At 40.7% G+C, this 25,626-nt stretch carries 24 protein-coding genes and 3 pseudogenes; 15 read left to right on the top strand and 12 right to left on the bottom strand.

Annotation, left to right across the window (positions count from 1 at the left end):
- Window positions 1–245 precede the first annotated feature (245 nt).
- Window positions 246–656 carry a Cd(II)/Pb(II)-responsive transcriptional regulator gene (cadR, locus tag JMX92_RS11030; protein WP_007394845.1) on the bottom strand — a complete coding sequence of 137 codons (411 nt, stop codon included), beginning with the start codon at window positions 654–656 and terminating at the stop codon, window positions 246–248.
- Between the two features lie 142 nt (window positions 657–798).
- Here cadR and JMX92_RS11025 point away from each other — a divergent pair, with 142 nt between their 5' ends.
- From JMX92_RS11025 to JMX92_RS10995, 7 genes and pseudogenes are all read left to right on the top strand, one after another.
- On the top strand, window positions 799–3,000 hold the full coding sequence (locus JMX92_RS11025) for a heavy metal translocating P-type ATPase (RefSeq protein WP_077450565.1): 2,202 nt from the start codon (window positions 799–801) through the stop codon (window positions 2,998–3,000).
- A 120-nt stretch (window positions 3,001–3,120) separates the two neighbouring features.
- Window positions 3,121–3,318: pseudogene (locus tag JMX92_RS11020) on the top strand (heme lyase NrfEFG subunit NrfE); the annotation flags it as partial.
- Window positions 3,314–4,042 carry a tetratricopeptide repeat protein gene (locus tag JMX92_RS11015; protein ID WP_227675358.1) on the top strand — a complete coding sequence of 243 codons (729 nt, stop codon included), beginning with the start codon at window positions 3,314–3,316 and terminating at the stop codon, window positions 4,040–4,042. The pseudogene JMX92_RS11020 and the gene JMX92_RS11015, both read left to right, overlap by 5 nt.
- Before the next feature lie 50 nt (window positions 4,043–4,092).
- A complete protein-coding gene (locus JMX92_RS11010) occupies window positions 4,093–4,734 on the top strand; it encodes an IS1595 family transposase (RefSeq protein ID WP_110817445.1) in 642 nt (213 codons plus the stop codon).
- A gap of 156 nt (window positions 4,735–4,890) precedes the next feature.
- Window positions 4,891–5,598, top strand: coding sequence for a signal peptidase II (lspA, locus tag JMX92_RS11005; protein ID WP_075107731.1), 708 nt, complete (start codon window positions 4,891–4,893; stop codon window positions 5,596–5,598).
- A 450-nt stretch (window positions 5,599–6,048) separates the two neighbouring features.
- Entirely contained in the window at window positions 6,049–6,342 is a 294-nt protein-coding gene (locus JMX92_RS11000; protein WP_077452021.1) for a DUF3817 domain-containing protein, read from the top strand.
- Between the two features lie 375 nt (window positions 6,343–6,717).
- Window positions 6,718–7,350 (top strand): recombinase family protein, encoded by a 633-nt coding sequence (locus tag JMX92_RS10995; RefSeq protein WP_201545612.1) that lies wholly within the window; start codon window positions 6,718–6,720, stop codon window positions 7,348–7,350.
- Between the two features lie 14 nt (window positions 7,351–7,364).
- On the opposite strand, the gene JMX92_RS10990 is transcribed toward JMX92_RS10995, so the two are convergent.
- The 3 genes from JMX92_RS10990 to JMX92_RS10980 all read right to left on the bottom strand — a co-directional run bounded on the left by JMX92_RS10990 (window position 7,365) and on the right by JMX92_RS10980 (window position 8,711).
- Window positions 7,365–7,667, bottom strand: coding sequence for a helix-turn-helix domain-containing protein (locus JMX92_RS10990; protein WP_011954794.1), 303 nt, complete (start codon window positions 7,665–7,667; stop codon window positions 7,365–7,367).
- 1 nt (window position 7,668) lies between these two features.
- Window positions 7,669–8,016: a type II toxin-antitoxin system RelE/ParE family toxin gene (locus JMX92_RS10985; RefSeq protein ID WP_201545610.1), complete on the bottom strand. Its 348-nt coding sequence runs from the start codon at window positions 8,014–8,016 to the stop codon at window positions 7,669–7,671.
- Between the two features lie 128 nt (window positions 8,017–8,144).
- Window positions 8,145–8,711 (bottom strand): plasmid replication DNA-binding protein, encoded by a 567-nt coding sequence (locus JMX92_RS10980; RefSeq protein ID WP_201545608.1) that lies wholly within the window; start codon window positions 8,709–8,711, stop codon window positions 8,145–8,147.
- Between the two features lie 98 nt (window positions 8,712–8,809).
- Between JMX92_RS10980 and JMX92_RS10975 the strand changes: the two genes are divergently transcribed.
- A complete protein-coding gene (locus JMX92_RS10975) occupies window positions 8,810–9,445 on the top strand; it encodes a hypothetical protein (protein ID WP_201545606.1) in 636 nt (211 codons plus the stop codon).
- Window positions 9,446–9,590: 145 nt separating this feature from the next.
- On the opposite strand, the gene JMX92_RS10970 is transcribed toward JMX92_RS10975, so the two are convergent.
- Window positions 9,591–9,800 carry a hypothetical protein gene (locus JMX92_RS10970; protein WP_201545604.1) on the bottom strand — a complete coding sequence of 70 codons (210 nt, stop codon included), beginning with the start codon at window positions 9,798–9,800 and terminating at the stop codon, window positions 9,591–9,593.
- Window positions 9,801–9,883: 83 nt separating this feature from the next.
- On the opposite strand from JMX92_RS10970, the gene JMX92_RS10965 reads away from it, so the two are divergent.
- From JMX92_RS10965 to JMX92_RS10955, 3 genes are all read left to right on the top strand, one after another.
- Window positions 9,884–10,255, top strand: a complete 372-nt coding sequence (locus JMX92_RS10965; RefSeq protein WP_201545602.1) for a hypothetical protein — start codon at window positions 9,884–9,886, stop codon at window positions 10,253–10,255.
- Between the two features lie 61 nt (window positions 10,256–10,316).
- Window positions 10,317–10,709 carry a hypothetical protein gene (locus tag JMX92_RS10960; protein ID WP_201545600.1) on the top strand — a complete coding sequence of 131 codons (393 nt, stop codon included), beginning with the start codon at window positions 10,317–10,319 and terminating at the stop codon, window positions 10,707–10,709.
- A 205-nt stretch (window positions 10,710–10,914) separates the two neighbouring features.
- Window positions 10,915–11,844: a replication initiation protein gene (locus tag JMX92_RS10955; protein ID WP_201545597.1), complete on the top strand. Its 930-nt coding sequence runs from the start codon at window positions 10,915–10,917 to the stop codon at window positions 11,842–11,844.
- Between the two features lie 618 nt (window positions 11,845–12,462).
- Here the strand turns inward: JMX92_RS10955 and JMX92_RS10950 are convergent.
- The 4 genes from JMX92_RS10950 to JMX92_RS10935 all read right to left on the bottom strand — a co-directional run bounded on the left by JMX92_RS10950 (window position 12,463) and on the right by JMX92_RS10935 (window position 17,680).
- A complete protein-coding gene (locus tag JMX92_RS10950; RefSeq protein ID WP_201545595.1) occupies window positions 12,463–12,666 on the bottom strand; it encodes a CsbD family protein in 204 nt (67 codons plus the stop codon).
- 388 nt (window positions 12,667–13,054) lie between these two features.
- Window positions 13,055–13,807: a hypothetical protein gene (locus tag JMX92_RS10945; RefSeq protein ID WP_201545593.1), complete on the bottom strand. Its 753-nt coding sequence runs from the start codon at window positions 13,805–13,807 to the stop codon at window positions 13,055–13,057.
- A 383-nt stretch (window positions 13,808–14,190) separates the two neighbouring features.
- On the bottom strand, window positions 14,191–15,390 hold the full coding sequence (locus JMX92_RS10940; RefSeq protein ID WP_227675357.1) for a replication initiation protein: 1,200 nt from the start codon (window positions 15,388–15,390) through the stop codon (window positions 14,191–14,193).
- A gap of 244 nt (window positions 15,391–15,634) precedes the next feature.
- Window positions 15,635–17,680: a MobA/MobL family protein gene (locus JMX92_RS10935; RefSeq protein ID WP_201545590.1), complete on the bottom strand. Its 2,046-nt coding sequence runs from the start codon at window positions 17,678–17,680 to the stop codon at window positions 15,635–15,637.
- 287 nt (window positions 17,681–17,967) lie between these two features.
- On the opposite strand from JMX92_RS10935, the gene JMX92_RS10930 reads away from it, so the two are divergent.
- Both JMX92_RS10930 and JMX92_RS10925 read left to right on the top strand, forming a co-directional pair.
- Window positions 17,968–18,420, top strand: a complete 453-nt coding sequence (locus tag JMX92_RS10930; protein WP_201545587.1) for a hypothetical protein — start codon at window positions 17,968–17,970, stop codon at window positions 18,418–18,420.
- A gap of 196 nt (window positions 18,421–18,616) precedes the next feature.
- A pseudogene (locus tag JMX92_RS10925) lies at window positions 18,617–19,841 on the top strand (IS3 family transposase).
- A gap of 140 nt (window positions 19,842–19,981) precedes the next feature.
- On the opposite strand, the gene lnt reads toward JMX92_RS10925, so the two are convergent.
- Complete coding sequence (gene lnt, locus JMX92_RS10920) at window positions 19,982–21,550, bottom strand: apolipoprotein N-acyltransferase (protein ID WP_077451561.1); 1,569 nt, start codon at window positions 21,548–21,550, stop codon at window positions 19,982–19,984.
- Window positions 21,551–21,789: 239 nt separating this feature from the next.
- Between lnt and JMX92_RS10915 the strand changes: the two genes are divergently transcribed.
- Window positions 21,790–22,434 carry a DUF411 domain-containing protein gene (locus tag JMX92_RS10915; RefSeq protein ID WP_007394850.1) on the top strand — a complete coding sequence of 215 codons (645 nt, stop codon included), beginning with the start codon at window positions 21,790–21,792 and terminating at the stop codon, window positions 22,432–22,434.
- A 796-nt stretch (window positions 22,435–23,230) separates the two neighbouring features.
- Window positions 23,231–23,953, top strand: a complete 723-nt coding sequence (locus tag JMX92_RS10910) for a CHAP domain-containing protein (RefSeq protein ID WP_068405068.1) — start codon at window positions 23,231–23,233, stop codon at window positions 23,951–23,953.
- A 116-nt stretch (window positions 23,954–24,069) separates the two neighbouring features.
- Here the strand turns inward: JMX92_RS10910 and JMX92_RS10905 are convergent, their stop codons facing one another.
- Together JMX92_RS10905 and JMX92_RS10900 are read right to left on the bottom strand one after the other, a co-directional pair.
- Window positions 24,070–25,251 carry a cation diffusion facilitator family transporter gene (locus JMX92_RS10905; protein ID WP_110817425.1) on the bottom strand — a complete coding sequence of 394 codons (1,182 nt, stop codon included), beginning with the start codon at window positions 25,249–25,251 and terminating at the stop codon, window positions 24,070–24,072.
- 265 nt (window positions 25,252–25,516) lie between these two features.
- A pseudogene (locus tag JMX92_RS10900) lies at window positions 25,517–25,626 on the bottom strand (IS5/IS1182 family transposase); the annotation flags it as partial.

Raw genomic sequence — 25,626 nt, 5'->3', positions numbered from 1 at the left:
TCCAGAGGTTTCAGTCTTGTCCAGTGTTCATCTTTGAGCATAGTGCGAGGCATAGCGAACGATATCTTTTTTGTGTGAGAACTTAAAGATTAACCGTTCGCTATTTTTTTTGCCATTAATTTATACCCAATGTTCAACACGCCCTAGTGATCTTAATATCATTGCTGGGTTTTTTTGTGCTTAACATCAGGGCGTATTTAACCTTTCATGATTTGATCCGTCAGAAATGAACACTACTGATATCATTACTCATGACAGGAGTTATCGACAAGCGCGTTTAAAATGCCACATGATGACGCTGGTGCACTACTTGCACATTTCTGGCGCAAAACGGTCAAGTGATGCTTTAAGTGCATCAGTTCTTCCATTCGTATTTCCACAGCATGAATGTGCTCATCTAGCAAGTTATTCACATCGCCGCAGTCCTTGTCAGGCGACTCCCAGTATTCAAGTAAGATTCGCACATCATCTAAAGCCATATCGAGCGTACGGCAATGTAGGATAAATTGTAGACGCTCAATGTGCTCTTCATTATATAAACGATAATTCCCTTCGCTACGGAAAGGCTCGGGTAATAAACGCTCTTTTTCATAATAGCGAATGGTTTCTACTGTGGCACCTGTGCGTTTAGCGAGCTCACCAATTTTGATTGTCATAACAACCTCTATGATTTAAATAATTAAAGTGGCTGTAAAGACTAGCGCTAGAGAAATTAAAATTACGAAACTGTAGATAAATAACCTTGACTCTAAAGCCACTATAGGGTTCATAATATCATTATTCAAAGGGTAAATTATTATGAAATATCATATTGAAGGTATGGACTGTGCCAGTTGCATCGGCAAGATTGAAACAGCTTTGAAACGTATGCCTGGGGTTTCTGATGTTCAGCTGAATTTCGCTACAGAAACGCTAGAGCTAAATTTAGCCCCTGGTGCGCCGACTCAGGCTAGTGATATCGAAAAAACAATCAAAAGCCTAGGGTTCGGCATCTCTGCCAATACTGGTCAACAAACTGTATCGGCTATTGATATTGACAGCGACAATCAGATGGCTCCGCAGGATAAGCAATGGTGGCAAACTCAAAAAGGCAAACAGGTTGTTGGCCTCGGTATTTTGATGGGCAGCGGTTATGCACTGTCACTACTGTTGCCCGCTTATGGGATATGGGTGTTTGCCATCGCTGTGATTGTAGGCGTTTTTCCATTTGCGCGCAAAGCCTTAGCACTGGCTAAAACAGGTTCATTCTTTTCAATTGAAACGCTGATGTCCGTCGCCGTGCTTGGCGCACTTATCATTGGTGAAGCTGAAGAGGCCGCAGCGGTTGTCTTTTTGTTCTCAATCGGTGAACTGTTTGAGAGTATCGCTGCTGATCGCGCTCGCGCTGGCATCAGAGCCTTATCATCGCTGGTTCCGAAAAGTGCAATTTTACTTGATGCTCAAGGTGGGCAGCGTAACGTTCCAGCGACTTCATTACAAGTGAATGACCTTGTGCTGGTGCGTCCTGGAGATAGGGTATCTGCTGATGGTTCCATTGTTCAAGGTGCGTCCAGCCTTGATGATTCGCCCGTGACGGGAGAGTCTGTTCCTGTTGCCAAGACGATGGGTGACAATGTATTTGCAGGGTCAATTAACATCGATGGTGTGCTCCAAGTGCGCGTAGAAAAGACAGCCGCCGATAACACCATTTCGCGCATTATTGAGCTGGTAGAGCAAGCCCAAGCCTCCAAAGCACCCACTGCCCGTTTTATTGAGAAATTCAGTCGCTATTACACACCGGCAGTGATGGCTATTGCCGCACTAATTATTATCATTCCACCGTTAGCCATGGGTGGAGATTGGTCGACTTGGTTGTATCGCGGTCTAGCACTGTTGCTGATTGCCTGTCCCTGTGCTCTTGTACTATCAACACCCGCTGCCATCGCCTCTGGTCTTGCTGTTGGTGCGCGCCGTGGCTTGCTGATCAAAGGCGGTAGTGCTTTAGAAACTATCGGCCAAGTGAAGACGGTCGCTTTTGACAAGACAGGCACTTTAACTGAAGGCAAACCACGCGTGACCGATGTTGTTGCCTTTACACAAGAGGACTCAAGTATTCAAGGTCAGAATTCTCAAGGTCAAGATGAGATATTGGCACTTTTTGCCAGTGTGGAGACTGGTTCTAGTCACCCGCTTGCTGAAGCCATTGTTAGTCATGCTGAAGCTGCTAAAGTGTTCATACCTGTGGCCTTCAATGCTTCTGCAACTGCCGGTAAAGCGGTACACGCAACTGTCGCGGAGCGCGCGCTAGCTATCGGTTCGCCTGTTTACGCAGCCGATGAGGCATTGATTTCATCCACACAACAGGCGCAAATTGAGGCGCTGCAAAATGAGGGTAAGACCGTCTCTGTTCTTTTCGATGAGCAAAACCGTGAAGTGCTTGGATTAATCGCGCTAAGAGACGAATTACGAGACGACGCTCATGAAGGTGTGGCTCAGCTCAAAGCGATGGGTGTGCGCTCCGTCATGCTAACAGGCGACAACCGCTTAACCGCTCAAGCACTTGCCAGTAATTTAGACGTGGAATGGGAAGCTGAGCTGTTGCCTGAGGACAAACTGCGCCTGCTTAACGAGATGAAGAACAACCGCAAAATAGCGATGGTTGGTGATGGTATTAACGATGCGCCAGCGCTAGCAACTGCCGATGTTGGCATCGCGATGGGTGGTGGTACCGATGTGGCCATTGAGACGGCCGATATCGCATTATTAAAAAGTCGTGTTACGGACATGGCTAATCTCATCGCACTTTCACGTGCCACCATGCGCAACATTCATCAGAACGTCATTTTCGCTTTAGGTCTCAAAGGCGTCTTTCTGATCACGACCATATTCGGCATTACTGGACTATGGATTGCGGTTCTAGCTGATGCTGGAGCAACAGTGATCGTTACTCTTAATGCGTTACGTTTACTGCGCTTTAAAGGCGCGCCTCCACTGGTAAATCCGCCTAAAGTAGTTAAATAAAACCCTTCGAAATCAATTAAAAACTAGAGATAGCAGCAGATTTCGGGGTGGGTTCTAATAATAAAAATTCCACCGCCACAGTAAACTGCAACCGCATTAGAGTAAATAAGGTTAGACCGTATGTTGATTACAGAATTGGGCTATTTTGCCTTGCTTACCGCTTTTGTACTGGCGTTATTGCAGGTAATTCTGCCAACTATTGGTGTTATTCGTAACCAAGTTGCTTGGCAACGACTAGCCCCTAGCCTAGCTTGGGCACAGTTTGCCGCCATGATAACGTCATTTGGCGCTTTGATAGCAGGTTTTTATTATAATGATGTTTTTATCGCTTGAAGCTACCGACTCAGCGATTGAAGCTTTGTCACGCGCTTACCGTCTGTCACCAGACAATGAAGAGATTGCGACCACTTATGCGCAGATTAGCTTTTTTGCCAATAAAGGTCAGCTTGATGCCAGTAGCCGCCGTGTATTACAAGATGTCCTTGCCAAAAATCCACAGCATGAAGGTGCGCAGATGCTAATGGCAATGGGTGAGGCACGTGGTAGTAACTTTGCAGAAGCGCAAGGTTGGATTAAACGCTTACAAGGCAGCATTGTGGCCAAACCAGGTGATCATACTAAAGCTTTAGCAAGCTTAGATGAGTTAAGCAACTACGTTAGCACGCAAGAAAAGCAAGCGCTAGAAGGTATTGACGTGACAGTGAAAATTAACGCTAATTTATTACTGTTAGTGAAAGCTGATGATGTGTTGTTTGTAGCGATACGTGATGTGAAAGGGGGCCCTCCGTTTGCCGCCAAACGTTTACCCATTAGTATTATCAAGCAAGGTGAGGCTAGTATCCGCTTAAGCAATCTTGATGCGATGATGCCAGATCGCACGTTAAATTCAGCTCGTAGTGACAAAACTCAGTTAGCAGTCGTTGCTCGTATTAGTCATAGCGGTAATGCCATAGCAGAATCAGGCGACTTATCGGGTAATCCTATAATGATTAGCGTTGAACAGACTCAGGTTAATGTTGAAATCAATCAACAGATTCCCTAATAAAAAATTAGGGGCTGTCCTAGATAAGTAAAATTATTTAGGATAGCACTATGAGAAAGAGTAAACTAAGTTGGTATAAACAAAGCAGACTAATCGAGTTATTTGTTGCCGGTTCTACCGCGAGAACAGCAGCAAGCTTAGTTGGTGTTAATAAAACCACAGCCAGTTATTACTTTCATAGGCTAAGACTGCTTATTTACGAGAATAGTCAAGACCCTGGTCTATTTGAAGGCGAAATCGAAGTAGACGAATCATACTTTGGTGGCACTCGTAAAGGCAAGCGAGGGCGAGGTGCTGGTAGCAAAGTGCCCGTGTTTGGCCTATTAAAGCGTAATGGCAAGGTCTACGCTTGTATTATACCCAATGCTAAAGCAGATACTTTGATCCCCATCATAAGAGAAAAAGTGAAGCCTGATAGCATTGTTTATACCGACTCATTTAAAAGCTATAACGCATTAGATGTCAGTGAGTTTACTCATTATCGTATCAACCACTCCAAAACCTTTGTTAATGACAAGAATCACATTAACGGTATAGAGAACTTCTGGAACCAAGCTAAACGGCATCTACGTAAGTTTAACGGAGTTCCAAAAGAACATTTTCACCTCTATTTAAAGGAATGTGAGTGGCGTTTCAATCACAGTGACCCAAAGTCGCAATTACTACAATGGGTTAAACAGGGTTTGAACTAGTTATCTAGGACAGCCCCAAAAATTATTACCGTAAGTTTCATAATACCAGAGCGGTAAGTGGAGCCGTTTATGAAAGTGGCGCGATTAATAATCGTATACCAAAAACATATACGTTTAACATTGTTCATTGTATAAACATAGATAAAGAAAACAACTATGACTGAATCTACCGACAGATTAGATAGTACTAAATTGAATAGCGTTGAATCGGCTAGTACTAATATTGCTGACAAGAAGGTACCTATAGCTGTGAGTAGTACTCATCAATCGATTGACTCTAAAACCATAAATCATACGCCTAAAGCTATGTACGTGACTTCAGGCAACTCAATAACACCTAAAGATAAGTTGGACAAAATGCCAAAAATGGTTGCCAATGGCAGTCGCGCTTTTATCTGGTATTTGTTGGCGATAATGGTATTAATACTTGATCAATGGACTAAGTGGTTGGCCCAAACCACATTAGCGTTCAATGACCCCGTACCGGTCATTGAACCATTTCTCAACTGGACACTCGCTTATAACTATGGGGCAGCATTTAGCTTTTTAGCCAACGCTGGCGGTTGGCAGAAATGGTTTTTCTCAGGCTTAGCTTTTGTAATGGCTATCTTTTTAACGGTTTATTTAATCAAAGCGCCACGTGCAGCCAAGCTATTATCTATGGGGTTGGCCTTAATGCTTGGTGGTGCGATTGGCAACTTAATCGATCGTTTAAGAATTGGTAAAGTGGTTGACTTTATCCATGTGCATTATGCTGATGTCTGGAATTATCCTCTTTTCAATGTTGCAGATATAGGTGTCTGTGTCGGTGTCGCATTGATTATAATTGACATGATATTTTTAGAAAGTAAGCGTAATAAATAAGCACATTGATGCCGATTATCACAAACAAAATGAACTAGCGTCGTATTCACTCTATACGGAAAAATACTTTTTATACTTGAGTATGTTTATAACATGTGAACTGGAAGGTAATGTATGACTGGTATAGGTACTCACTCATTTTAGGTCTTAAAACTCAATACTTAAAAGCTCTGCGTAGAGCCATTATTATAGAGACATTGAATAATCCATAAATTCTTTATTGATAATAACAAAAGGAAAATACAGTGTCACAGACTCAGCCAACTATTGAAAAAATTCACAGCCTTAGAAAAAAAACAAGAGACAGCGTTAAAAAGTCTTACCCTTATATAGTCGATACACTCTAAAAATGTCATAGCACTACTGGGATGAATTTTGCGCAGCCTCTGGGAACGCAGCACGCAAGTAAAATTTATACCAGTAGCGCGTTTAAATCCATAACATTTTTACATTCAGCTGACTATAGGCTATCTAGAAGGCACCTCTTTCTTATTATTGCTCTTCATCGCCATGCCACTAAAATATATGATGGACATTCCAGAAGGTGTGAAATACATCGGTATGGCACACGGTATGTTGTTTATTACCTATATCATAATACTTATAGGCTCAGCTATCAAAATGAAAATGCCTCTTTGGGCAATACCTGCGGGCGTACTCGGCTCACTCTTACCTTTTGGCCCATTTATATTCGATCATTTACTAAAAAAGAACTTGCAGGAAAATGTAAGTAAAGAAGCCTAGAACAAGCTCTGCTATAAATGCCACAAACGTATCTTATTACTCAAGATTATTTTTCCTAACTAAATCACAAGCCGCCATCACTCATCGTGGCGACAAATGAATAACATTGAGCAGAAATTAATCACAATAAAACTTTAATTCAGACCCAGTATGAATAGTCTCACACTCCAGTTACTTTTCGAACTTATCTTACATACTATCGACAAACCCGTTTTGTTTAAAAGCTAAACAGGTTTTGTCATCCGCGATGGCTTTCCTGTTATCGTAGGGTATACCCTAGAGGAACCAAATAAAAACGCCTTATAAAATATTAATAGACCACCTAAAATAGACTGGTATAATAAAACCACTTATAACAGACTATTTTGGGTGTTTATGTTTATTAGAGCCTACCTTCGTGCCTCAACCAAAGAGCAAGACGCCAATCGTGCTAAAGATGAACTTATTGCTTTTGCTAGAGAGCATGGCCATAAAATTGCAGCATTCTATACTGAGAACGAGTCAGGAGCGATGCTAGAACGTCCACAACTCATGCAGCTCATTGATGATGCTTCTGATGGCGATGTGATCTTAGTTGAACAGATAGACCGTTTGGCACGTTTAAATCAAACTGATTGGGATACCTTAAAGAGAAAACTATCAGCCAAACGCCTTTCTGTGGTATCTAAAGAGTTGCCCACATCATATATGGCATTACAACACGGTAACAGCTCTGAGTTCATGGAAAGCGTACTGCGGGCTATAAATGACATGCTACTTGATATGTTAGCGGCCATTGCCAGAAAGGATTATGAGGATAGACGTAACCGTCAAATGCAAGGTATTGCACGCGCTAAAGCTCAAGGTAAATATAAAGGGCGGGGAAAGGACATGGAAAAGCGTAAAATTATTGCCAGCCTTCTAAACTCAGGTCACAGCTACTCTGATATTCAACAGACTGTAAAGTGTTCAAGACAATTGATTGCTGAGGTTTCAAAGGCATCAAAGCCAATATCCTCTTCTATATAATCTGACGAATATATTCAGACAGTAAAGCCAATATGCTTCCCCGTAGGTAACTCCACATCAATACGAAGCTTACCACCCATGGCTTCAACATATTTTTTCATGGTTGAGATTTTAAGGTCATTGCCACGGTTTTCTATAGCAGATAGTGAAGGCTGCTTAATACCCAAAGTTTGAGCAAGTTCTTTTTGAGAGATTTCAAGCTCCTCTCGGATGCGGTAGAGTTGGTTTTCTAAAAATAGCTGCTCGGCCAGTTGCTGAATACGCGCCTGGCTGTCTAAAGAGCGCTCTGCTAATAGCTCTTGTAGTGTCTTAGTCATGTTATAAATCTCCCAAAGTTTTAAGGTGATGCTCATACTGTTGATCGGCTGTGGCTAGCATTTCTTTATAAAAGCGCTTGTTATTACCCTTATCACCGATACAAAGTACAATCGCTTGCCTTTTCGGATCAAATGCGAAAAAGGCTCTCAGTGGTTTACCTCGATGCTGGACCCGAAGCTCTTTCATATTGGTAAATTTTGAGTCATATACAGTGTCCACTAAAGGCCGCCCCAGACTTGGGCCTTGCTGCTCTAAGACCACTAAAGCGGCAAGCACCTTCTCTTGTGTCGATTGATCTTGCTGATAAAGCCAATCATTGAATAGATCGGTTGTGATGACAGTCCACATATAAAACCATAATATAGATTATAGTCTATATACTACTCCTAATAAATGCTCATGACAACTGTGATACTTAGCTACTCTTTAACAAGTAAAGGTTTTGCTCGTTAAAACCTAACTATCCATGAGAGCATTTACAAAGACAAGCTCCACCATCTTTTCTTGCCCTTAGTGTTGATAGCTTCTTGATTAGTAGCAGGTTTTGAATTTGACTCAGAACTTACTATTTTACTGTCTCCCTGATTGTCCTTGGAGTTGTTTTCGTCTTGAGAGATACTTGATACTGATAAGTTACTTTTCATCTCTAATAGCTTGGTCTGTGCAAAGTCCTGAATACTGGCATTCGCTTTGTCCAGGCTCTTACTTAACTGATCAATTTGCTTTTGGTAATTTTCAACCAACTGCTTGTGATGATCCACCTGCTGCTGCAGGTGGACGTTTTTTAGTTTTTCCATCTCCAGTTGATGTTTTAGCTGAACGTTTTCCTGTTCAGCTTCAATGTTCACTGGCGTCCAGTGAACATTATTTTCATTTTGTTCAGTACGTTCAGTGCTTGGTGGGTTTCCAAACACCCGTAACATTTCAGTAGTATCGATTTTCTTGTCTGAATTTCTTGAGAGCTCGCCATCATCTATCTTTTTGTAGATTGTGGTCCTTGATACGCCCCATCTTTTCGATGCTTCTGATACTGATATGTTCATGCTTTGTCCAAGTGTTCAGGTGTGTTTTCTGCATATGTACAGTGCATTATAGTGTATATATGATTAACTTAATAAAAAGAGTGGAGGTATGAAGGTTCATGCAAGATAAAAATAAGCTTTTAATAATAGATTTCGCTACAAGAGTTGGCGAGGTTTCTGAGATTTTAGCTAAGAATCTATTATCAATAGACGGGATCGCTAAGGATATTCCAGGTTTTTCAAGTGTTATGGCTTTAGGAAACATTATGATTACCATAAAAGCCAATATGTTTGAAAATAAAGTACGTGCATTTTTATACGAATTTAATGAAAGTGAATTTAATAAGTTTAAAAAGGCAATATCTAAAAAAGATGATGAGCATTTAGGGCAGGTAGTTCTGAGTGCTATTGATAGTGTGGATAAGCCCAATCAGGCTCAAATGATAGCTAGAGCAACAAAAGTTTATATCTCAGATTTAGAGCAACAAAAGGAAAACTCCAAACATAAGTTTGATCATAACATCCATGCCATTAGAGGTTTGGATGATTATCTTCTAACTGGTATGCAATCTATATATGGTGAGATTGGGACCCCTAGGATTGCTTCAGTTGATCAAGCTCTATTTAATTTAGGTTTAGTTGAAGAGGAAGAGAAAGTATCATTTGCTAGTAAAACACATCCAAAAATAACATTTAAAGCGTCTAAAGAAGGGCAAGTTTTTTACGATACAATCATTCTAGGAAATAATATGTAATTCTAAATATTATTGCTCGATAATAAAGCCAGTTTCACATAACAGACGTTACGTTAAATGACTTTCGTTTAGAGTGTTTTAAGCCTGGCTCAATGAAAAAGCCCCCTTGCTAGGGGCTTTTTTTGTGGGGATTTATAATAATCCGCTAAAATGGATACCATGCAATGTGTGAGTAACGATTTTCAGCAATGTAATCACCGTTAAAAACCTTGCTGTACGTGACTTCATCGTCTGTAACCTGTTTTTGATATTTGATGAAATAACCCTCACCATCTAAACATGGTTCAAGTTCATCATACAGCTGTCTGTACTCATTAATTGTGATGACTTCACCATCTTCTAAATTTTTTATCATACTAACGCCCTTGCGGTTGTTTGGTCATAGTTGGCCAAGCAGCTGCTTAGCACCTGTTTGACCAACTATGACCTTGGTAACTTATGAATATCAATGAAATAATCAGTAATTACTTAATCAGCCGTCAGTCGATATTTTCAGCTATTGTTATTAACAAAATCGGTAATCAGTATTTTTTTGAACATTACCAACAAATTGCTGAAAGCGATATATTCAGTGATTTTCCGTATATTGATAATATAGCAAAGATAATCTTTGCTAACCGATTTATCCTGGATATTCCTTGGGATAAACCTGAGTATCTTACAGATGATGAAAGGGAATACGGATCAATAGACCCTGCAGACAATACAATGGCCAAATGTATATGGACTGAACGTGGCAGACAAGAAATCAAAATTATAGCTAATGATTTTAAGAACTATTGCCAAGAACAAGGGTTGAACAAAATTTGAGTATTTTTATACTCAAACACTGTGATATTATTGAGTATAAAAATACTCAATTGGTAGTGTAATGAATAAGATTAAAATCAATTATCACAATGGCCAAATACGCACCAGTACAACATTTAGCCAGTTAATAGCTAGATTTTTTCTGCAAGCATGGTATTCAATGCAACGAGGGCTTGAAGAAGTAGCCGACTCTTGGGTTGTAATGGATAAAAACGATATGTTTTATCGAGATACAAACGAAGTCAGAACTGCTTTTCAAGAGTCTATAAACGATCTTATTAAATACTATGACAATATTTATAAAGACATTGCGAAAGGCAAACAACTAGGGGCTTGGTCACGAGATGATATTGAATACCATATTCTACAAACCATTTCAGATAAAGGCGATGGAGTGTATCTCAAGGGACAACTAGAGGAGTTTGAAAACTGGTGTAAAAGCCAGTCAAGTTAAATAGAATATTATTTTATTTAACTAAGCCTTGATATATCAAGGTTTGCGAGGAATGAAACAAAAGAGTAAACTAGCTAAAAAGACGAAACCCCCACAGTTGGTCGCTGTGAGGGTTTCTAGAATACTAATCAGTGGTGGCTGATATAGTGCTTCGTAGCAAATGCATTATATCACGCTATCGCTATAATACAAAAGCGTAGATGTAATGGAATGTTTGAAACAGGTTAACCCTGACGAGTGGGAAAATATCCCACCTTTGGCCGAGTTGTATCAAGACTTGCCTACAACCTTGCGTTGCAGTCCTCATAAAAATAATACGGACTTCAGGCGTAAATCCCCTAAGCAAATCGCACAAAACGCATACATTGGCTATAACACGCCTAAAGTCACCACATTCATTGTCATTGACCTCGATTATGACGGCTCAATATTTGCCTACCATGACACAGGAATACCACGCCCTCAGTTTGTCTTAAAAAATCCTAAAAATGGGCATTGCCAGTACCTTTACCGACTCAAAGACCCAGTAACTTTCTTCAAGTCATCAAGGAATACCCCTATACGGCTTTTAAATGCCGTCACAGACGCTTTAAACGATGTTTTAGGGGGTGACAAGGCGTTTACAGGTTATCTCGCTAAAAACGCCCTTAATTCGGCTCACGAAGTCTATTACACAGGTGCAGAACCTTATACTTTGGGCGAGATTGCGAGCTATTTAGACTTACCAGATCTAAATAGCTCACAAGCCGAACAAGCCCACAATGACGAGTTTTACGGCAGGAATGACGCAATATTTAACACTGTGCGTAAGATTGCCATATCAATAGCGTACACAGGCACATACACGCAGATCTACGCCCAGTGTCTGGAATGGTGCGAAGAATACAACACACGATACAGCCCACAATTGCCGTATAACGAGTTAAAGAGCATATCAAAGAGCATTGCAGGATATTACACCAGTGACAAATTTAGGCGTGAATTTAGCGAGCTACAGGCTGTTAGAGGGGCGAGAGGGGGCAAGGTTAGCAAACGTAAGCCAGCGCCAACGTCAGAAGCAAGCACAGAGCCTTGGAAAGCAATGGGTATAAGCAGGGCGACCTATTATAACCGCAAGAAACAGGGCAAAATTTAGACTGCCAAAAAATTAGACTGGATAAGCCATATCAGTTAACCCCCTGTTAGGGTGCTTTTATCCTTTGGTTATTTGGCAGTTGCTTAATATTCAAGAATACACTCAATCTGCTGATTGCGTGTATTTAAACTTACATCAAAAAAATAATTTGAAAAGATAGATTAATTCAGATCTTCAAAAAAAAATAATCTGATAATTTCTGTTCGTACATTTGTTAGTCTCACTGTATCAACTACTGTATAAATCACTGTTTTTTTAGTGAAAGTGGACGTGCAGGTAAACGATACAGTAAATGGTCATAAAAATCCCCACAAACCAAGGTTATGCTCCTGAACGTCGCACTTTGTTTTATATGGTCTGAACGACCATATTGTGGATTTTTACTCCCCTCCGCTCCGCGGTTTCACCTTGGCGGTTCGTCTGGCTTGCACGCCAGACGAACGGGTTTCACTTCCAAAATCTACCACCGCCCTAGGGGCAGGTTGCCACTATCGCTGAACGCTTGTAGCCACGATTTCGGCTCCCCCACGCATCTCCGCAGGGGCTACGATGTGACTTCCTGAACGTCAGTCACCCCTTTGGGGCTTAAACTGCCTATTTTAAAATTAATACTAGTTGCTAGTAGTCGTTCTCACGACGCCAATCATCAACCTCACGTTCCACTTCTTCTTTAGCTCGGCCAGAACGTTCTTGTAATCGTCCTACTAACTTATCGCGGCTACCTTCGATATGGGTCAAATCATCGTCAGTTAGTTCTGCCCACTTCTGCTTAACACTACCTTTAAGTTGGTTCCATTCACCTTTTAGGGTTTGAGTGTTCATTTCCATACTCCTTGGATTGTGATTAAGTAATTTTTACTCATCAACTTCTTAACTAACAATCAGTTGATATAAACACTATAAGCACGGCTAAAACAAATGTATGTAGCATGAAAGTTTTTAGTGTTCTATGTGCTTTAATCCTTATTGCAGGAGTCTTACATATGTGTAGGTTGTGTTGTATTTTGAGGGATTAATTGAGATTAACCTACTCCCACCACCATAGCCGCTAGGTTTGGTGGTGGGAGTAGGTTAAAAAATTGTACTCCGTTGTAGCCAGAACGAACATGCACTTCTACTCATGGGGCTTATTGTATTGTTATGTGTGAATTGATCACAGGAGCCCAATCTAAGGCTTGAGTCTGAAGGATACAAATCACTTTTTCTTTGTTTATAATTTTTGACAGTTTTGCAATAACACGTAGCCATCTTTAGATTTTTTTAAATCTACCAAAGAGTAGACCATTGAGTCTCCAAACACGCCATCATTAATAGTTCCTACGCTCAGTAAGTAGTTATTATTGGAGAATACTGGATTATTTTTTTTACTATATTGATCATCAAAGTTTAGCTGTTGTGAAATATTGTCGTAAGTCACTGTCGCACTAGTTTTTTGGTTATTAAAGTGGTAGGTTACGCTTAGGTTTTTGTTGCTATCACACTTGTAGTTGACGACATAATTTTTCTGGTTAGATGGTTGCTGCTGGTCAGTGATAAAGGCTTTCAAATTAAAGTTTATTGCGGTGTTTGCATGCTTACGGGCATCATTGCGTGTTTGGCTTACGATAAGCTTATAATCCCCTGTATAAGGCAGGACTTGGAAATCACCAGAGAGTTCACTAGTTTTATTGTTATTTCCAAGATACAGCAACTTTAATACCACATCGTCTGATGTGTTTTGTCTTACTACTCTTAATACTTGATTAGCTTGTGCATGGAATATATATTCCTTTGTATCATACCCAGTAATACTGCCCTTGATATTCAAAACTTGAGGGTTAGCAATATTACTGTGACTATTTTTATGAGAAGTCTCTACTGCATTAGTATACTGACTATTGTTATCAGATGTTGTTTTACAGCCTGCTAAAGCAGCTATACACGACATCACCAATGCAAGGGCGAGTATTTTCTTTGATTTCACCTTAAAACCTTTCATATTAAAAAATAATTGATTATTTTAACATCCAAAATAGTTGAGTTTATTGGCGTCGGAAAAACTATATATTACATCCATATCTTCGAGTAGATTTTAGCTAGTACACAATAGACCAAAGCAAATCCAATGAAAAACATAATAGATTAACACTCCACCCCAGTGAATGATATGTTCCAGCTAATAAAATACGGCAAATATTCAAATATTATCCAATCAAGAATCCAAATAATCACGCACGGGGCGTTTATTAAATTGGCTAGCGTCTTTAATTTAGTTGACACAGAATTTTGAACACTACCGAATTAGGTAAACTTTCATAAGTATAGATGACCATTACAGTGATTGAGTGCAGGGTTCTCTCTATGCAATCAGAATTTGGTCGCTTGCTCGTCGTCTAAATACTCTTGCATAGGACGTTTGGCGAAGCGCTCAGGGTCTTTTTTAACCCATTCAACCATGTGGCTAATCCAAGCGCCACTTGATTGATTAGCAGGGTTCTGAGCTGCTATTAGGCCGTTATAGTCTGCAATAAACTTCTTGCTGTGCACTGCTCTCGCCAGTTGTTTATCAGTCAAACGTTTGATAGATGTTATTTCAGCACTCTCAAAAACATCAATTGATTTGCTCTTCTTTTTGTCTTTTAGCTGATATTTTAAGATAAGGTGGGTATATTTTTTTCCTGTCATTTCTAGTTCGTAAGATGCTTCAATTGGTGACTTATTATTAATTTCATCTATTGCTGCCTCTATAACCCATTTTTTAAGGTCTTTGTTCGCCTTGTATTTATCCTCCAGCATTAAAGCATTGCGCAAATCTTTAAGACTGATTTTACACCACCACTTGGCCTTTTTCTCATCTCTAAATTGCATCATCATAAAATATATTCTGAAGCTATAAGAACTACTAAAAGTAAAAAATTCATCAAGATATAGCTTTGTAAAGTTTTTACGTAGCTTAACGAGGTAAGGTACAACTTCCCGATGTATGACCATGCGTACAACGATATTAGCATCACTATTAGCCACAATATCTAAGACATCTAACAAGTTATATAGCCTTAATTCTCTTATAAACTCTTCATCGTATTTGGAATTGGGGTATTTGTCTTTTAGCTTTTTATACACTTCGTCTTTAACATTCAGAACACTATCAAAGATAGGGTAAATTAGCTCTCCAACTGGAGTATCAATCCTAAACTCTTTTTTACGCATTAATTTACAAGCTGTTCTAATCTCACGAACTACGTTTTTCGGCTCAACGCCAAGGCGAACAAAATCCTCTTTTGTCACATAGCAGGGCTGATTAGGGTCAAACTCTTCATTTTCTGATTTCGGCATTTGCGACAAAACAATAAGCAATAAACGTAATTCGTTTACTGTCATATCGTATGACGCACGTACTAAGTCATTGTGCATAACAGCCAACGGATTTTTATTATTTGTAGAAGTAACAACGGTAGTCATAATTTTAACCCTTAGCTCATAAAGTAGGAGGTAATTTAACATTACTCCTACTTGTGCGTCAATCCCTCCTACTTGTGCGTCAATCTCTCCCCCTTCGTGCGTCAATCTCTCCCCCTTCGTGCGTCAATCCCTCCTACTTAGACGGCTCAACCCTTTATAGAACAAACTCTCCCAGTGACCTAAAAAGCTTTTAATAACTTTTAAAAACTAAAAAAACAGATTTTTTGTTTTAAAATAAAAAAACAACAAGAAAAACCCTCAAATAATCGAAGACACCCTCAAATAATCGAAGACCATAATGATTATCTGGATCTAAAATTCACTCATATTTCTCTTAGTCAAAGGTGTTTTATCGACTAAACCCTCTTGAAGGCCTATGAGATCGTTGTAAATCGTTATTAAATGCACGTAAACCGTCCTCTATGGCTTTGTTTTGCTCATCTGGTAACTGACTACCATAAATATTTTTAAACACCTCTACAGTCGAATTTAGAGCGTTTATATAACTCTCTCGCTGACCACTTGGCAGTTTGACCACATCAAAGTAGGCATATTTAAATTGTTGGCAAGTTCTATTAAGCGTATCTGATCTATGAGATTTAGCTAATTCTCTGGCCTCTAGGGTTTGCTTATCATCAGAAATAAACTGATCTAACCCTTCAAGGTAGTTAAATGAGGAAATGATATCTCGGGTCATCCTACCCACCTCTCCAGCGCTACCCTCTAATTTAGGAATAATGCTTTGGTTAAAATCAGCTCTTTTTTGGTCAATATCTTCTTTAAATTCAAACCATGCGGTTAACCGCTCGTTATACTGCTCACGTTCCTGTCTAGGATGATTAACCAAATAGATAAGGGCCTTATTGTTGGCAATAAAACTTTCATCAATCTTGTTTTTAACCGCTATCAAATTGTCTCTAAAATTCTTACTTTGAAGATTAAGCGATGTCACAAAGTCTTTAATCACCTCAATTTGTCTATAGTCATATTTATCAGGGTAATCATTAGGGTCCTCATTCCAGCCAGGCCTCAAGCAGTTATCTGAGTGGGTAGCAGTAAGTAATTTATGAGCAAGTCTTAGCTTAAGCTGTTCAGCACGTTCAGATCTTCTCTCATCTTCGAGTTTTGCTCTTCTAGTTTCTCTATCAATTCGTCTTTGCTGCTGATCAAGTCGAGCAGCTCTTGCTCGTCGTGCGCTGTCATCGAAGGGGGTTGGGGCAGGTCTTGCTCGCTTTGTAGCGTCTTGATGGATGCTCTGAGTGATTGATTCGCTGTCTGCAGCTCTTTTTGAGTTTGCAGTAACCCAGCGTTTTGAGAGATCAATTCTGTGTTGTGCTTTATGGTTTGCTTTGTCTGCGCCATTAATCCAGTTTGGTAAGTTTTCGCATCGCTTAGTTGCCCAAGCAGTGCCTGATTTTGCGTCTTCAATGCATCGTTTTGTGCTATCAGCTCGTCGTTCTGTGTCTGCAATGAGTCCAGATAATCTCTCATTTTGACCAGTTGCCCAAGCAAGTCCGTCTCGATATTGTTTAATTCGTCGCTCATCTTCTTTCCTTTGCTCTAACACGGCGTGATTGCGTGCTCGAATCTTACGGTTAGTTTCTCCCTTTTCGGTAGCAATACCTCGGCGCTCCATGGCAGTTGCTTCAACCCCCATCTTAATGGTGGGCTGCTGATCAAGTCCTTGGTCCTTATAACTACGCTCATCCATAAGCGGTAAATTACGCTGTTTAAGTCTTTGATTGGCAGTGTCCACCCAAAGCTTACGAATACGCTTAATCTCCTCCCTTGAGGAGGGGAGGTCATTTTGTTTACGCTTTTTATTAGACCACTCAAAAGGGATTTTAAATTTAGGGTCAAATGCCAACTTACCTTCAGGCTCAATCACTGGCGCGCGCGTCGTCACCATAATATGGGCATGAAAATTACGCGGGTCAGGGTTTTGCTCCCCTTCACGCAGCCGCTTAGAGCTGGGCTTGGCATTAGGATCAAAGGGCAGCTTCATCACAGGGCGATGCAGACACACATCGGCAATCACATCCATGTCGTCACACAGCTTTTGTGCAAACTCTAGAGCAAGCGCATGACGCTCATCTTCAGGTAGCTCATAAGGCAAATTAATCAACCACTCACGCGCCACACGGCTATCAGATCTTGCCTCAAATGCTTCGGCAGTATTCCAAAGTATCTCGCGATCAATTTTGACATCCAGTCCTTTTAACGAAGCAGGTATCACAATATCACTGCTCATTACCCCATCCTTTTTAGAGTAATCATGAACCTTGCCATACTTAGCATCCTCTAAAACATCACCAGCGCGATATGCGGCACAGGCCACAGCGGACTGTCCTGCTTTTCTAGAAATTGCTTTAGTCGCAATATGCACCATAGTCATAATAACTTGCCTTAGGTTAAAGATTTTTGTACACCACATCTTTTCGTGGTGTGCGGGGTTTGGGGTGTCCCCAACGAAGGGCGATTCAGTTTTTAATGTAGTAACGTAGTGGATAGATTAAAAACTGAGTCGTTACTTCGCCCTTAGTCAGGGGGACGCAACCATCACCCATTAAAATAAAATGTATTAGGTTTATTATTATTCTACCTTAAAGAGTAGCATAGATGATTGAATGATGCCTAACGCCTTGCTATGCTAGGTTAATATTAATAAAAGGAGTTGTGATTATGTCAGGATCTATTTTTGATAATCAAGAAGCCAATGAGTTAAAAGAGCGTCAACGATTAGAGGAGTTAAAGCGTAAAGCTAAGCTGCAACAAGTAAAGCTTGATAAGCGCTTAAATAAACAAAAAATATTGATGGGCGCTTTTTTAGGACAGGTATTAGCAGGAGAGAGTGAGGATGAAAAATTTATTCAAAATTACTTTGCGACAAACTTCCCACAATTTTTAACCAGAAAGTCAGACAAAGAGTTGTTTGCAAGTATGGTGAAAAGCTTGGGGGGTGATATTGGCCTAGATGAAGAGGCAGTTAAAGCTAATGATCAGCCAGCTGAGCAGAAGCATGGACAACATAAGCAACCTGATGATACGGAATATACGGATGATGACATCCGTGAGTTGCTCTCAGATCCGCAGGTTGATGCATTTCCTCCCCATGATGATGGTTATCGTGGATAATGTGTTTTTAGTTAGGCACAATGTGCGCTAGTTTAGTCTCTTATTTTTTTACAGGATTTTTTATCATGACAAGTACCCAACAACGTGCGGAACTGCATCGACAAATTTGGCAAATTGCAAACGAGGTTCGTTGAGCTATGCTGAAGAAACCGTAGAGATAAACTTGGTAAACTAAGCGTATTGACAGGAGTTTACCATGACCAAGAAAGTAAGAACCTACAGTGACGAATTTAAAGCTGAAGCCGTCAAGAAGATAGCGGATAACAACGGCAATATTTCAGCGACCGCAAAGCAACTTGGCATCGCCATGCAAACGCTATCCAACTGGCAGAACAAAGCTAATCAAGGCAAGCTTGTAGGAACAAAGCAGTATGACCCTGAACTTATGAGTGCGCTTGAAGAGGTAAAACGCCTAAAGCGACAGCTTAAAGTTGCCGAAGAGGAACGCGAAATACTAAATGAGGAGGGATAAAGCGAAGCACTGCTTCGCCCCGACGCAAGGGGAGAGCTATGCTCGAGTTGGCGACGGCGTACTTCGCGAGAAACAGTTAGTCAGGTACGCCTTTATCAAAGACAACCAGTTCCTCTTTCGCATCACCACTATGTGCCGTGTGTTAAGGGTTAAGCCATCAAGCTATTACGACTGGCTAAGTCGTGATCTCAGCGACCAACAGATACATCGCAACCAGTCTGAATTACTGGTTAAAGCGGCTCACAATGAAACGAAAGAACGTTATGGCGCAGATCGACTGCATGCTCATCTAAGCGAGCAAGGCCATAACATTAGCCTGTATATGGTAAGAAGCATCAAAGAGCAACACGGCATTAAATGTCGTAGTCATAAGCGCTTTAAAGTCACCACCGACTCCAATCACAACAAGCTGGTCTATCCAAACGTACTGGATCAGAAGTTTGATGCTAAGCGCCCTAACGAGTCGTGGGTCAGCGACATTACCTATATCTGGACGAATGAGGGTTGGCTGTACTTAGCAGGGGTCAAAGACTTATACACCAAAGAGCTTGTCGGTTACGCTATTAACAAGCGTATGACCGCAGATTTAGTTTGCAAAGCACTAAATATGGCCATCAAGAATAAACGTCCAAGCAAAGGGCTAATCGTTCATTCAGACAGAGGCAGTCAGTATTGCAGTCACGCCTACCACAAGACCATTAAGCAGCATCAATTTATAGGCTCAATGAGCGGCAAAGGCAACTGTTTCGATAACGCTCCGATAGAAAGCTTCTGGGGCACATTAAAGAATGAGCTGGTATATCATCAAGACTATAAAACAAGGTTCACAGCCATCAATGATATTATCAGTTATATCGAGCTGTACTACAATCAGACGAGGATTCAAAAGGGTTTGGGCTATCAATCGCCAAGACAGGTGTGGTTTGATTATTATCGTCAAGCTGCGTAATTAAAATCTCCCAAGTTTATGTATACGGATTTGACGGCAGGGGTCAATAGTTTAAAACTTTTATATTTACGTGCGTTAGGACGTTACCTAGAAAAAATAAAAAACTTACACTGATTAAATTATTATGATTAAGTTTACTATTACCCTCGTCTTCTAAGTGTGGTTAGACCTTTGCCAAAATAGCTTAGTAGTAATAACAAGGTTATTATTATCAAGATAGGATAATTTCCCATAAGCATAAAGGGCGTGTTACCAACCCGTGCCTGTATCTCACCACGTAGTACAGTACGCTCAAACTGCGGTGCGCGTTTTACAATACGACCTTTATGGTTAATGATAGCGGTAACACCAGTATTGGTCGCTCGAATAAACCAGCGCCCGTTCTCAAGCGCGCGCATTTGTACCATTTGCAAATGTTGCAATGGTCCTGCTGAAGTGCCAAACCAGGCATCGTTAGAGACGGTCAACAAAAATTCAGTATCGATGGCATTTTTACGCGTGGTATCTGGATAAGCTACCTCATAACAGATAGCCGTCCCTATATTGTGTCCACGCACCTTTAGAGGTGACTGCTGATCACTACCACGACTATAGCTCTTAATATCCTGACTACCGGCCAAACTTGGGAAAATATCGAGCACGCCTTCAAATGGAATATACTCTCCAAAAGGCACTAGACGCTGCTTCTTGTATAGGCCTTCCGCTTCTACACCTCGAGCAATCACGCTATTGTAAAATGGGGGATACTTATCCGTACTGGCATTGAATGCCGCTTTATCCTTATAAGGGATACCAGTTATCCATGTCGTATTGGTCGCATTAGCCATTTCTATCATTTCACTAATAAAGCCCGCAGCCTCATCCTGAAACATAGGAATAGATGATTCAGGCCACACCACAACATCACGTCCCCACTCAGTGCGTGTTAACTTCGCATAAATCTTTAGCGTTTCTACTTGATACTTAGTCAGCCACTTTATATCTTGTGAAATATTACCTTGAATCAATGACACTGACAGATCAGGTGTGCCCTTAGGTTTTGTCCATTGCGGATTGACCAGCCATAATGATGTGCTAATGGCTAATAACAGTACAGAAACGATGGCATAACTACTGCGCCGAAGCAGTAGCTCTACTAAACTTGCAGCCAATAGTATGGCAACAAAAGAGACGGAAAAAACACCAGCAACGGGTGCTAAGGACGATAACCAATACTCTTCAGTAAATGCATAACCAACAAACAGCCACGGAAAGCCTGTGAATAACCAAGTTTTTAACCATTCTTGTAGCACCCAAAGAGCAGCAAATGAAAAGGGTTGTTTGCCTACCATACGGTTAAAGACTAGTGCTAACAATCCATGAAATAGTCCCATACCGAGACCCATCAATGCAATCATAATCAATGCGAGCCACGTTGGTGTATCGCTATAATCATGGATAGCAGTATAGAGCCAAAAGCCGCCGACGCACCATAGCCCCATACCGTAAGCTTCACCGATAATAAAAGCGCGACGACCACTCATACTTGTCACCAACAGCGCATATAAAATCGCTGGTGATACTATTGCTAGCGGCCAAAACCCATAAGGCGCTAGCGAAAATAAAAAAATAGCTCCTGCAAGCCATGCTACTACTAGCGTAAGCGATAGCGGTAATTGATTTAAGTGAGTACTCAAACGCTTTTGTAGATTAATAGTAGACAGGCGCATCGCAAATTATCCAAAATTATGAGCCTTGAATTTTTAATCAAAATCCAAAACTTAGATAGAGCCGTTAATACTACAGGCAGTATTTTAAAATAAAAACTGCTTATGATACCAGCCTGCACTGCTCAATGGATGAATTTACGTACTCCGTTTAATGGGTTATTATGCTACATTACCAAACGATATGAAGTGTTACTTGATCTTCTATAGCTCACAATATCTACAGTACATGAGAAAGCACTATGCCCCCCTTAAAAATAAAATCCAGTCTTATATGCAATCGTTATCTGTCTAAGGGGTTGCGTAGTACGTTATTATTACTGGCTGCCTCATCACTATTTGCTTGTAGCCAACCGAGTAGTGGCGTATCTGATGCAAGCACAACATCGGCATCAACTGAAGATGTTTTGGCTGTTCCAAAGACAGCTGAACCAAACGTTATAAATAATTCTATGATGACATCAGTAAGTAAACCAGACTTACTAAAAAACGTATCAGCCACTGTCTATAAAGATGCCAATTGCGGCTGCTGTAAAGAATGGATAAGTCATGCAGAAGATAATGGTCTAAGTGCAACCGCGCAAGATGTTGCGGACTTAGCCGTATTTAAAGAGCGCTACAGCGTTCCAAATGAAATGCGTTCTTGCCATACTGTAGTCACTACGGATGGTTACGTCTTTGAAGGTCATGTACCCGCTAAATATATGGCGCAGTTTTTAGAAAATCCGCCAGTACAAGCTATGGGTCTTGCCGTACCTGGCATGCCTATTGGTAGCCCAGGTATGGAGTATCAAAATAAATTCATGCCCTATCAGGTTATGCAGCTCAATAAAGACGGGACAACCCAAGTTTATGCTGATATTGAATCGGTAGAGCAGCAATTATAGTGTGTTAGCAGTTAAGAATACTTTGATTATAGTGTTAGCGTTAAAAGTAAATGAGGTAGGTATAAGACTGTTCTATTGCTTATAAAATGATTCTTCATCAAAAAATTCATTAGCTATTGCGACTTTAAAATTAAAAATAACTTTGAATTTGTAACTTTTGATGACAATGTAAGCGAATTTATCGGTTATTAACCCTTAAAATAGATAAATGACTAAGGGTTAATACAAGAATATACAGGATGTATCGAAACAATTACGTAATATTACATAAGCTAGTAGGGAATTAGCATCTATATTAATATTATAAATTATTATATTATCTTAATAATTAGTTAGACCCTATATAGGGTAATTACTTCATCCAATAGAAAAACGTCTGAGGGTTAAATCTAAATTATAGATTTAACCCTCAGACGTTTTTTTGCTTATAAAACAGTAGAAATTGTGGTCAATCTAGTCAGCTATATTCTGTACATGTTACACAAACTTACATTGTAAAATGTGGGATATTAGCAATTTTTTCGACATCAAAAAAGTATTTTTGGGGTTTTTAAGGGGAATGACAGGCTAAACAGCCTATGCTAAAGTCGGCTTTGTGTTTTGGTCAGCAGCTTGATTTGTAACAGCTTCGTAAGACTTCAATGAGCTGTGATCGCCAATAATCATTTTTTATATGAATAATATGCAGCAGAAGTATCAGTCACTATGACATATATATACTTGAGTTATTGAGATTTAATTGACTGCGCTGTTGTTGATAACAGACGATTTTGAATTAACCGTAGGTATTAGATTTATGAAACAGGCTTTATTGATTTTGTCAGTACTGGGTATGGGCATAGCACAAACGAGTGGTGCTGCTATCACAATCTCTCAAACAAATAATACCATCACCAATACTTCTGTGGCATCAAACTACGGTTCATCAAAAAACATCTATAGCACCAAAAGTGGTGCTTATGTTTCTAATAATGATGAAATTAGTCAAGCAATTAGCAACCTAAGTGCGCAGGCCAAGCAAAAAGAGAATCAGCTTTCATCATTAAACAGCCGCTTATACGCTGAAAAACAACAGCAGCAAGTCAATAAGGTTCCTGACAGCAATTCAGCCCCCGCTATCGCTGCTGCTCGCGCCTCAAAAGTGGCTTTATCTGGCAGCTCTGGATATTGTGCCCGTTACGTACGTAAAGCACTACAATCAGCTGGTTATGAGTTCACTCCAAATCCTTCAGCCTATCAGTACGCTACTCGTGGCACACTTGAGAAAGCAGGTTTCAGCAAAATCAGCAATGATATGCCAACCCAAGTAGGTGATGTTATTGTCTATGATCGCTCATCAAAGCGTCCACATGGCCATATTCAAATTTTCGATGGTACAAATTGGATTTCTGACTTCCGTCAGAACAGCATCAGCCCATACAGTGGTGTCTATGCTTATACGACATGGCGCGATTCAAAATACGTGGATGACGCATCCGCATCAGATCGTAATATCTACCTTGCTATGAATGATAAATAAGACTTTCTAAGTCAGCACAACATAGTTGTTATTTCCTCCAACCCAGTAAGGCGTGTTGAACATTCACAAATAGTCTCTGTCAGTGCCATGGTTGAAGGTTCAACACGCCCTAGTGACTAGTGACTGTGCCTGATATGGTTATTCGCAGAGCTTTGCTGCTCTGATATGTCGCAGACCAATGCATCGCTATGGGCGCTGGTCTGCGGGTGTGACAAGCTTTCAACCTGAATGGTGGCGTGATGAATACCAAGCGCAAGCAACCCTTGCTCAAGATTGGCAATCAATACGCTGGCATCCGAGATTCTCATATCCCCATCGACCATCACATGGCAAGATAGCGCATTTAGCCCGCTGGTGATGCTCCAAATATGCAGGTCGTGGACTTGTTTTACTTGTGGATGGGCAAGCAGCTTGTCTTCCACATCTACCAGCGATATGCCTTCTGGCGTGCCCTCCATCAAGACATGTACCGAATCACGTACAACGCGGTAACCACTTACTAAGATAAGTACCGCGACGATCACCGACGCTGCGGCATCGGCCCAAACCCAGCCAAACCCCATCATCAGTAAAGCGGCGATGATCGCGGCGACAGAGCCCATCAAATCACTTAATACATGCAAGTAAGCGCTTTGCATATTGAGGTTGACAGGCTCTTTGGAATCATTGCTTTTATTTGCTTTTTCTTTATTTACTTTGTCTGCATTTGCTCCATGGCTGTGGGTGTGTCCATCGCTGCCGCTACTACCACGATGCATCAGCCAAGCGACCAAGATATTAACCAGCATACCGATGGTGGCGACGATTAGCATACCTTGGGTAGCAATCTCAGGCGGTGAGTTAAGGCGTTTGATCGCTTCATAAAAAATCATCAAGGCGATAATTACTAGCGTCGCACCATTGACGGTGGCCACGATAATCTCAAAGCGTTTATAGCCAAAGGTCTTTTGATGGGTGGCGGCTTTTTCGCCGATTTTAAATGCCATCAACGTCGCACCAAGGGCGATGGCGTCGCTGAGCATGTGTCCTGCATCAGAGAGTAACGCCAAGCTGCCTGTCAGTAAGCCACCAATCGCCTCGATAAACATATAGCCTGTGATGATCACAAAGCTAATCAGTAACGTACGCTGATAGCCTTTGGTATCTCTTGGTGCGGTGTTTTGCTCTAGGTGAGTGTCATGATCATGAGCGTCTTGATTGCCAGCAGTATAGTTACTATCGTTGTTTTTATAGACATCAATAGGCTCACTTGGAGGCAAATGCTTATTTTGCTTATGACTGGCATCTTCTTGACTCATAACGTTACTCAAATTTATTAAGACTTATGGTAAATAACTTCAAGGATTAATGATAAATCTAACATAGTCGAGTATTAGAAGCTGTAACGACGAGGTAAAAATGCAGCCAGTAAGCTATAGTCGATTCACTGCAAAAATGACATCGTGCTACTGGTATAAATTTTCCTTGCATGCTGTTATTACAGAGGCTGCGCAACATTCATTCCAGTAGCACTCTTCAATTTATCACCATGTTATTTTGAACTGACTAGGGCGTGTTGAACATTCATAATTTGAGCCAGATATAAGCACAAGCAAGAGCGACCGTATTTTCATAACTCTGCTTGAGCTTATCAAACCTGGTGGCAACCGCCCTATACTGCTTTAGCTTAGCGA

The sequence above is a fragment of the Psychrobacter sp. H7-1 genome (genome assembly GCF_904846585.1).
GTDB classification, from domain to species: domain Bacteria; phylum Pseudomonadota; class Gammaproteobacteria; order Pseudomonadales; family Moraxellaceae; genus Psychrobacter; species Psychrobacter raelei.
Note: the sequence above shows the minus strand (reverse complement) of the source record. Positions and strands in the feature narration are given on the sequence as shown.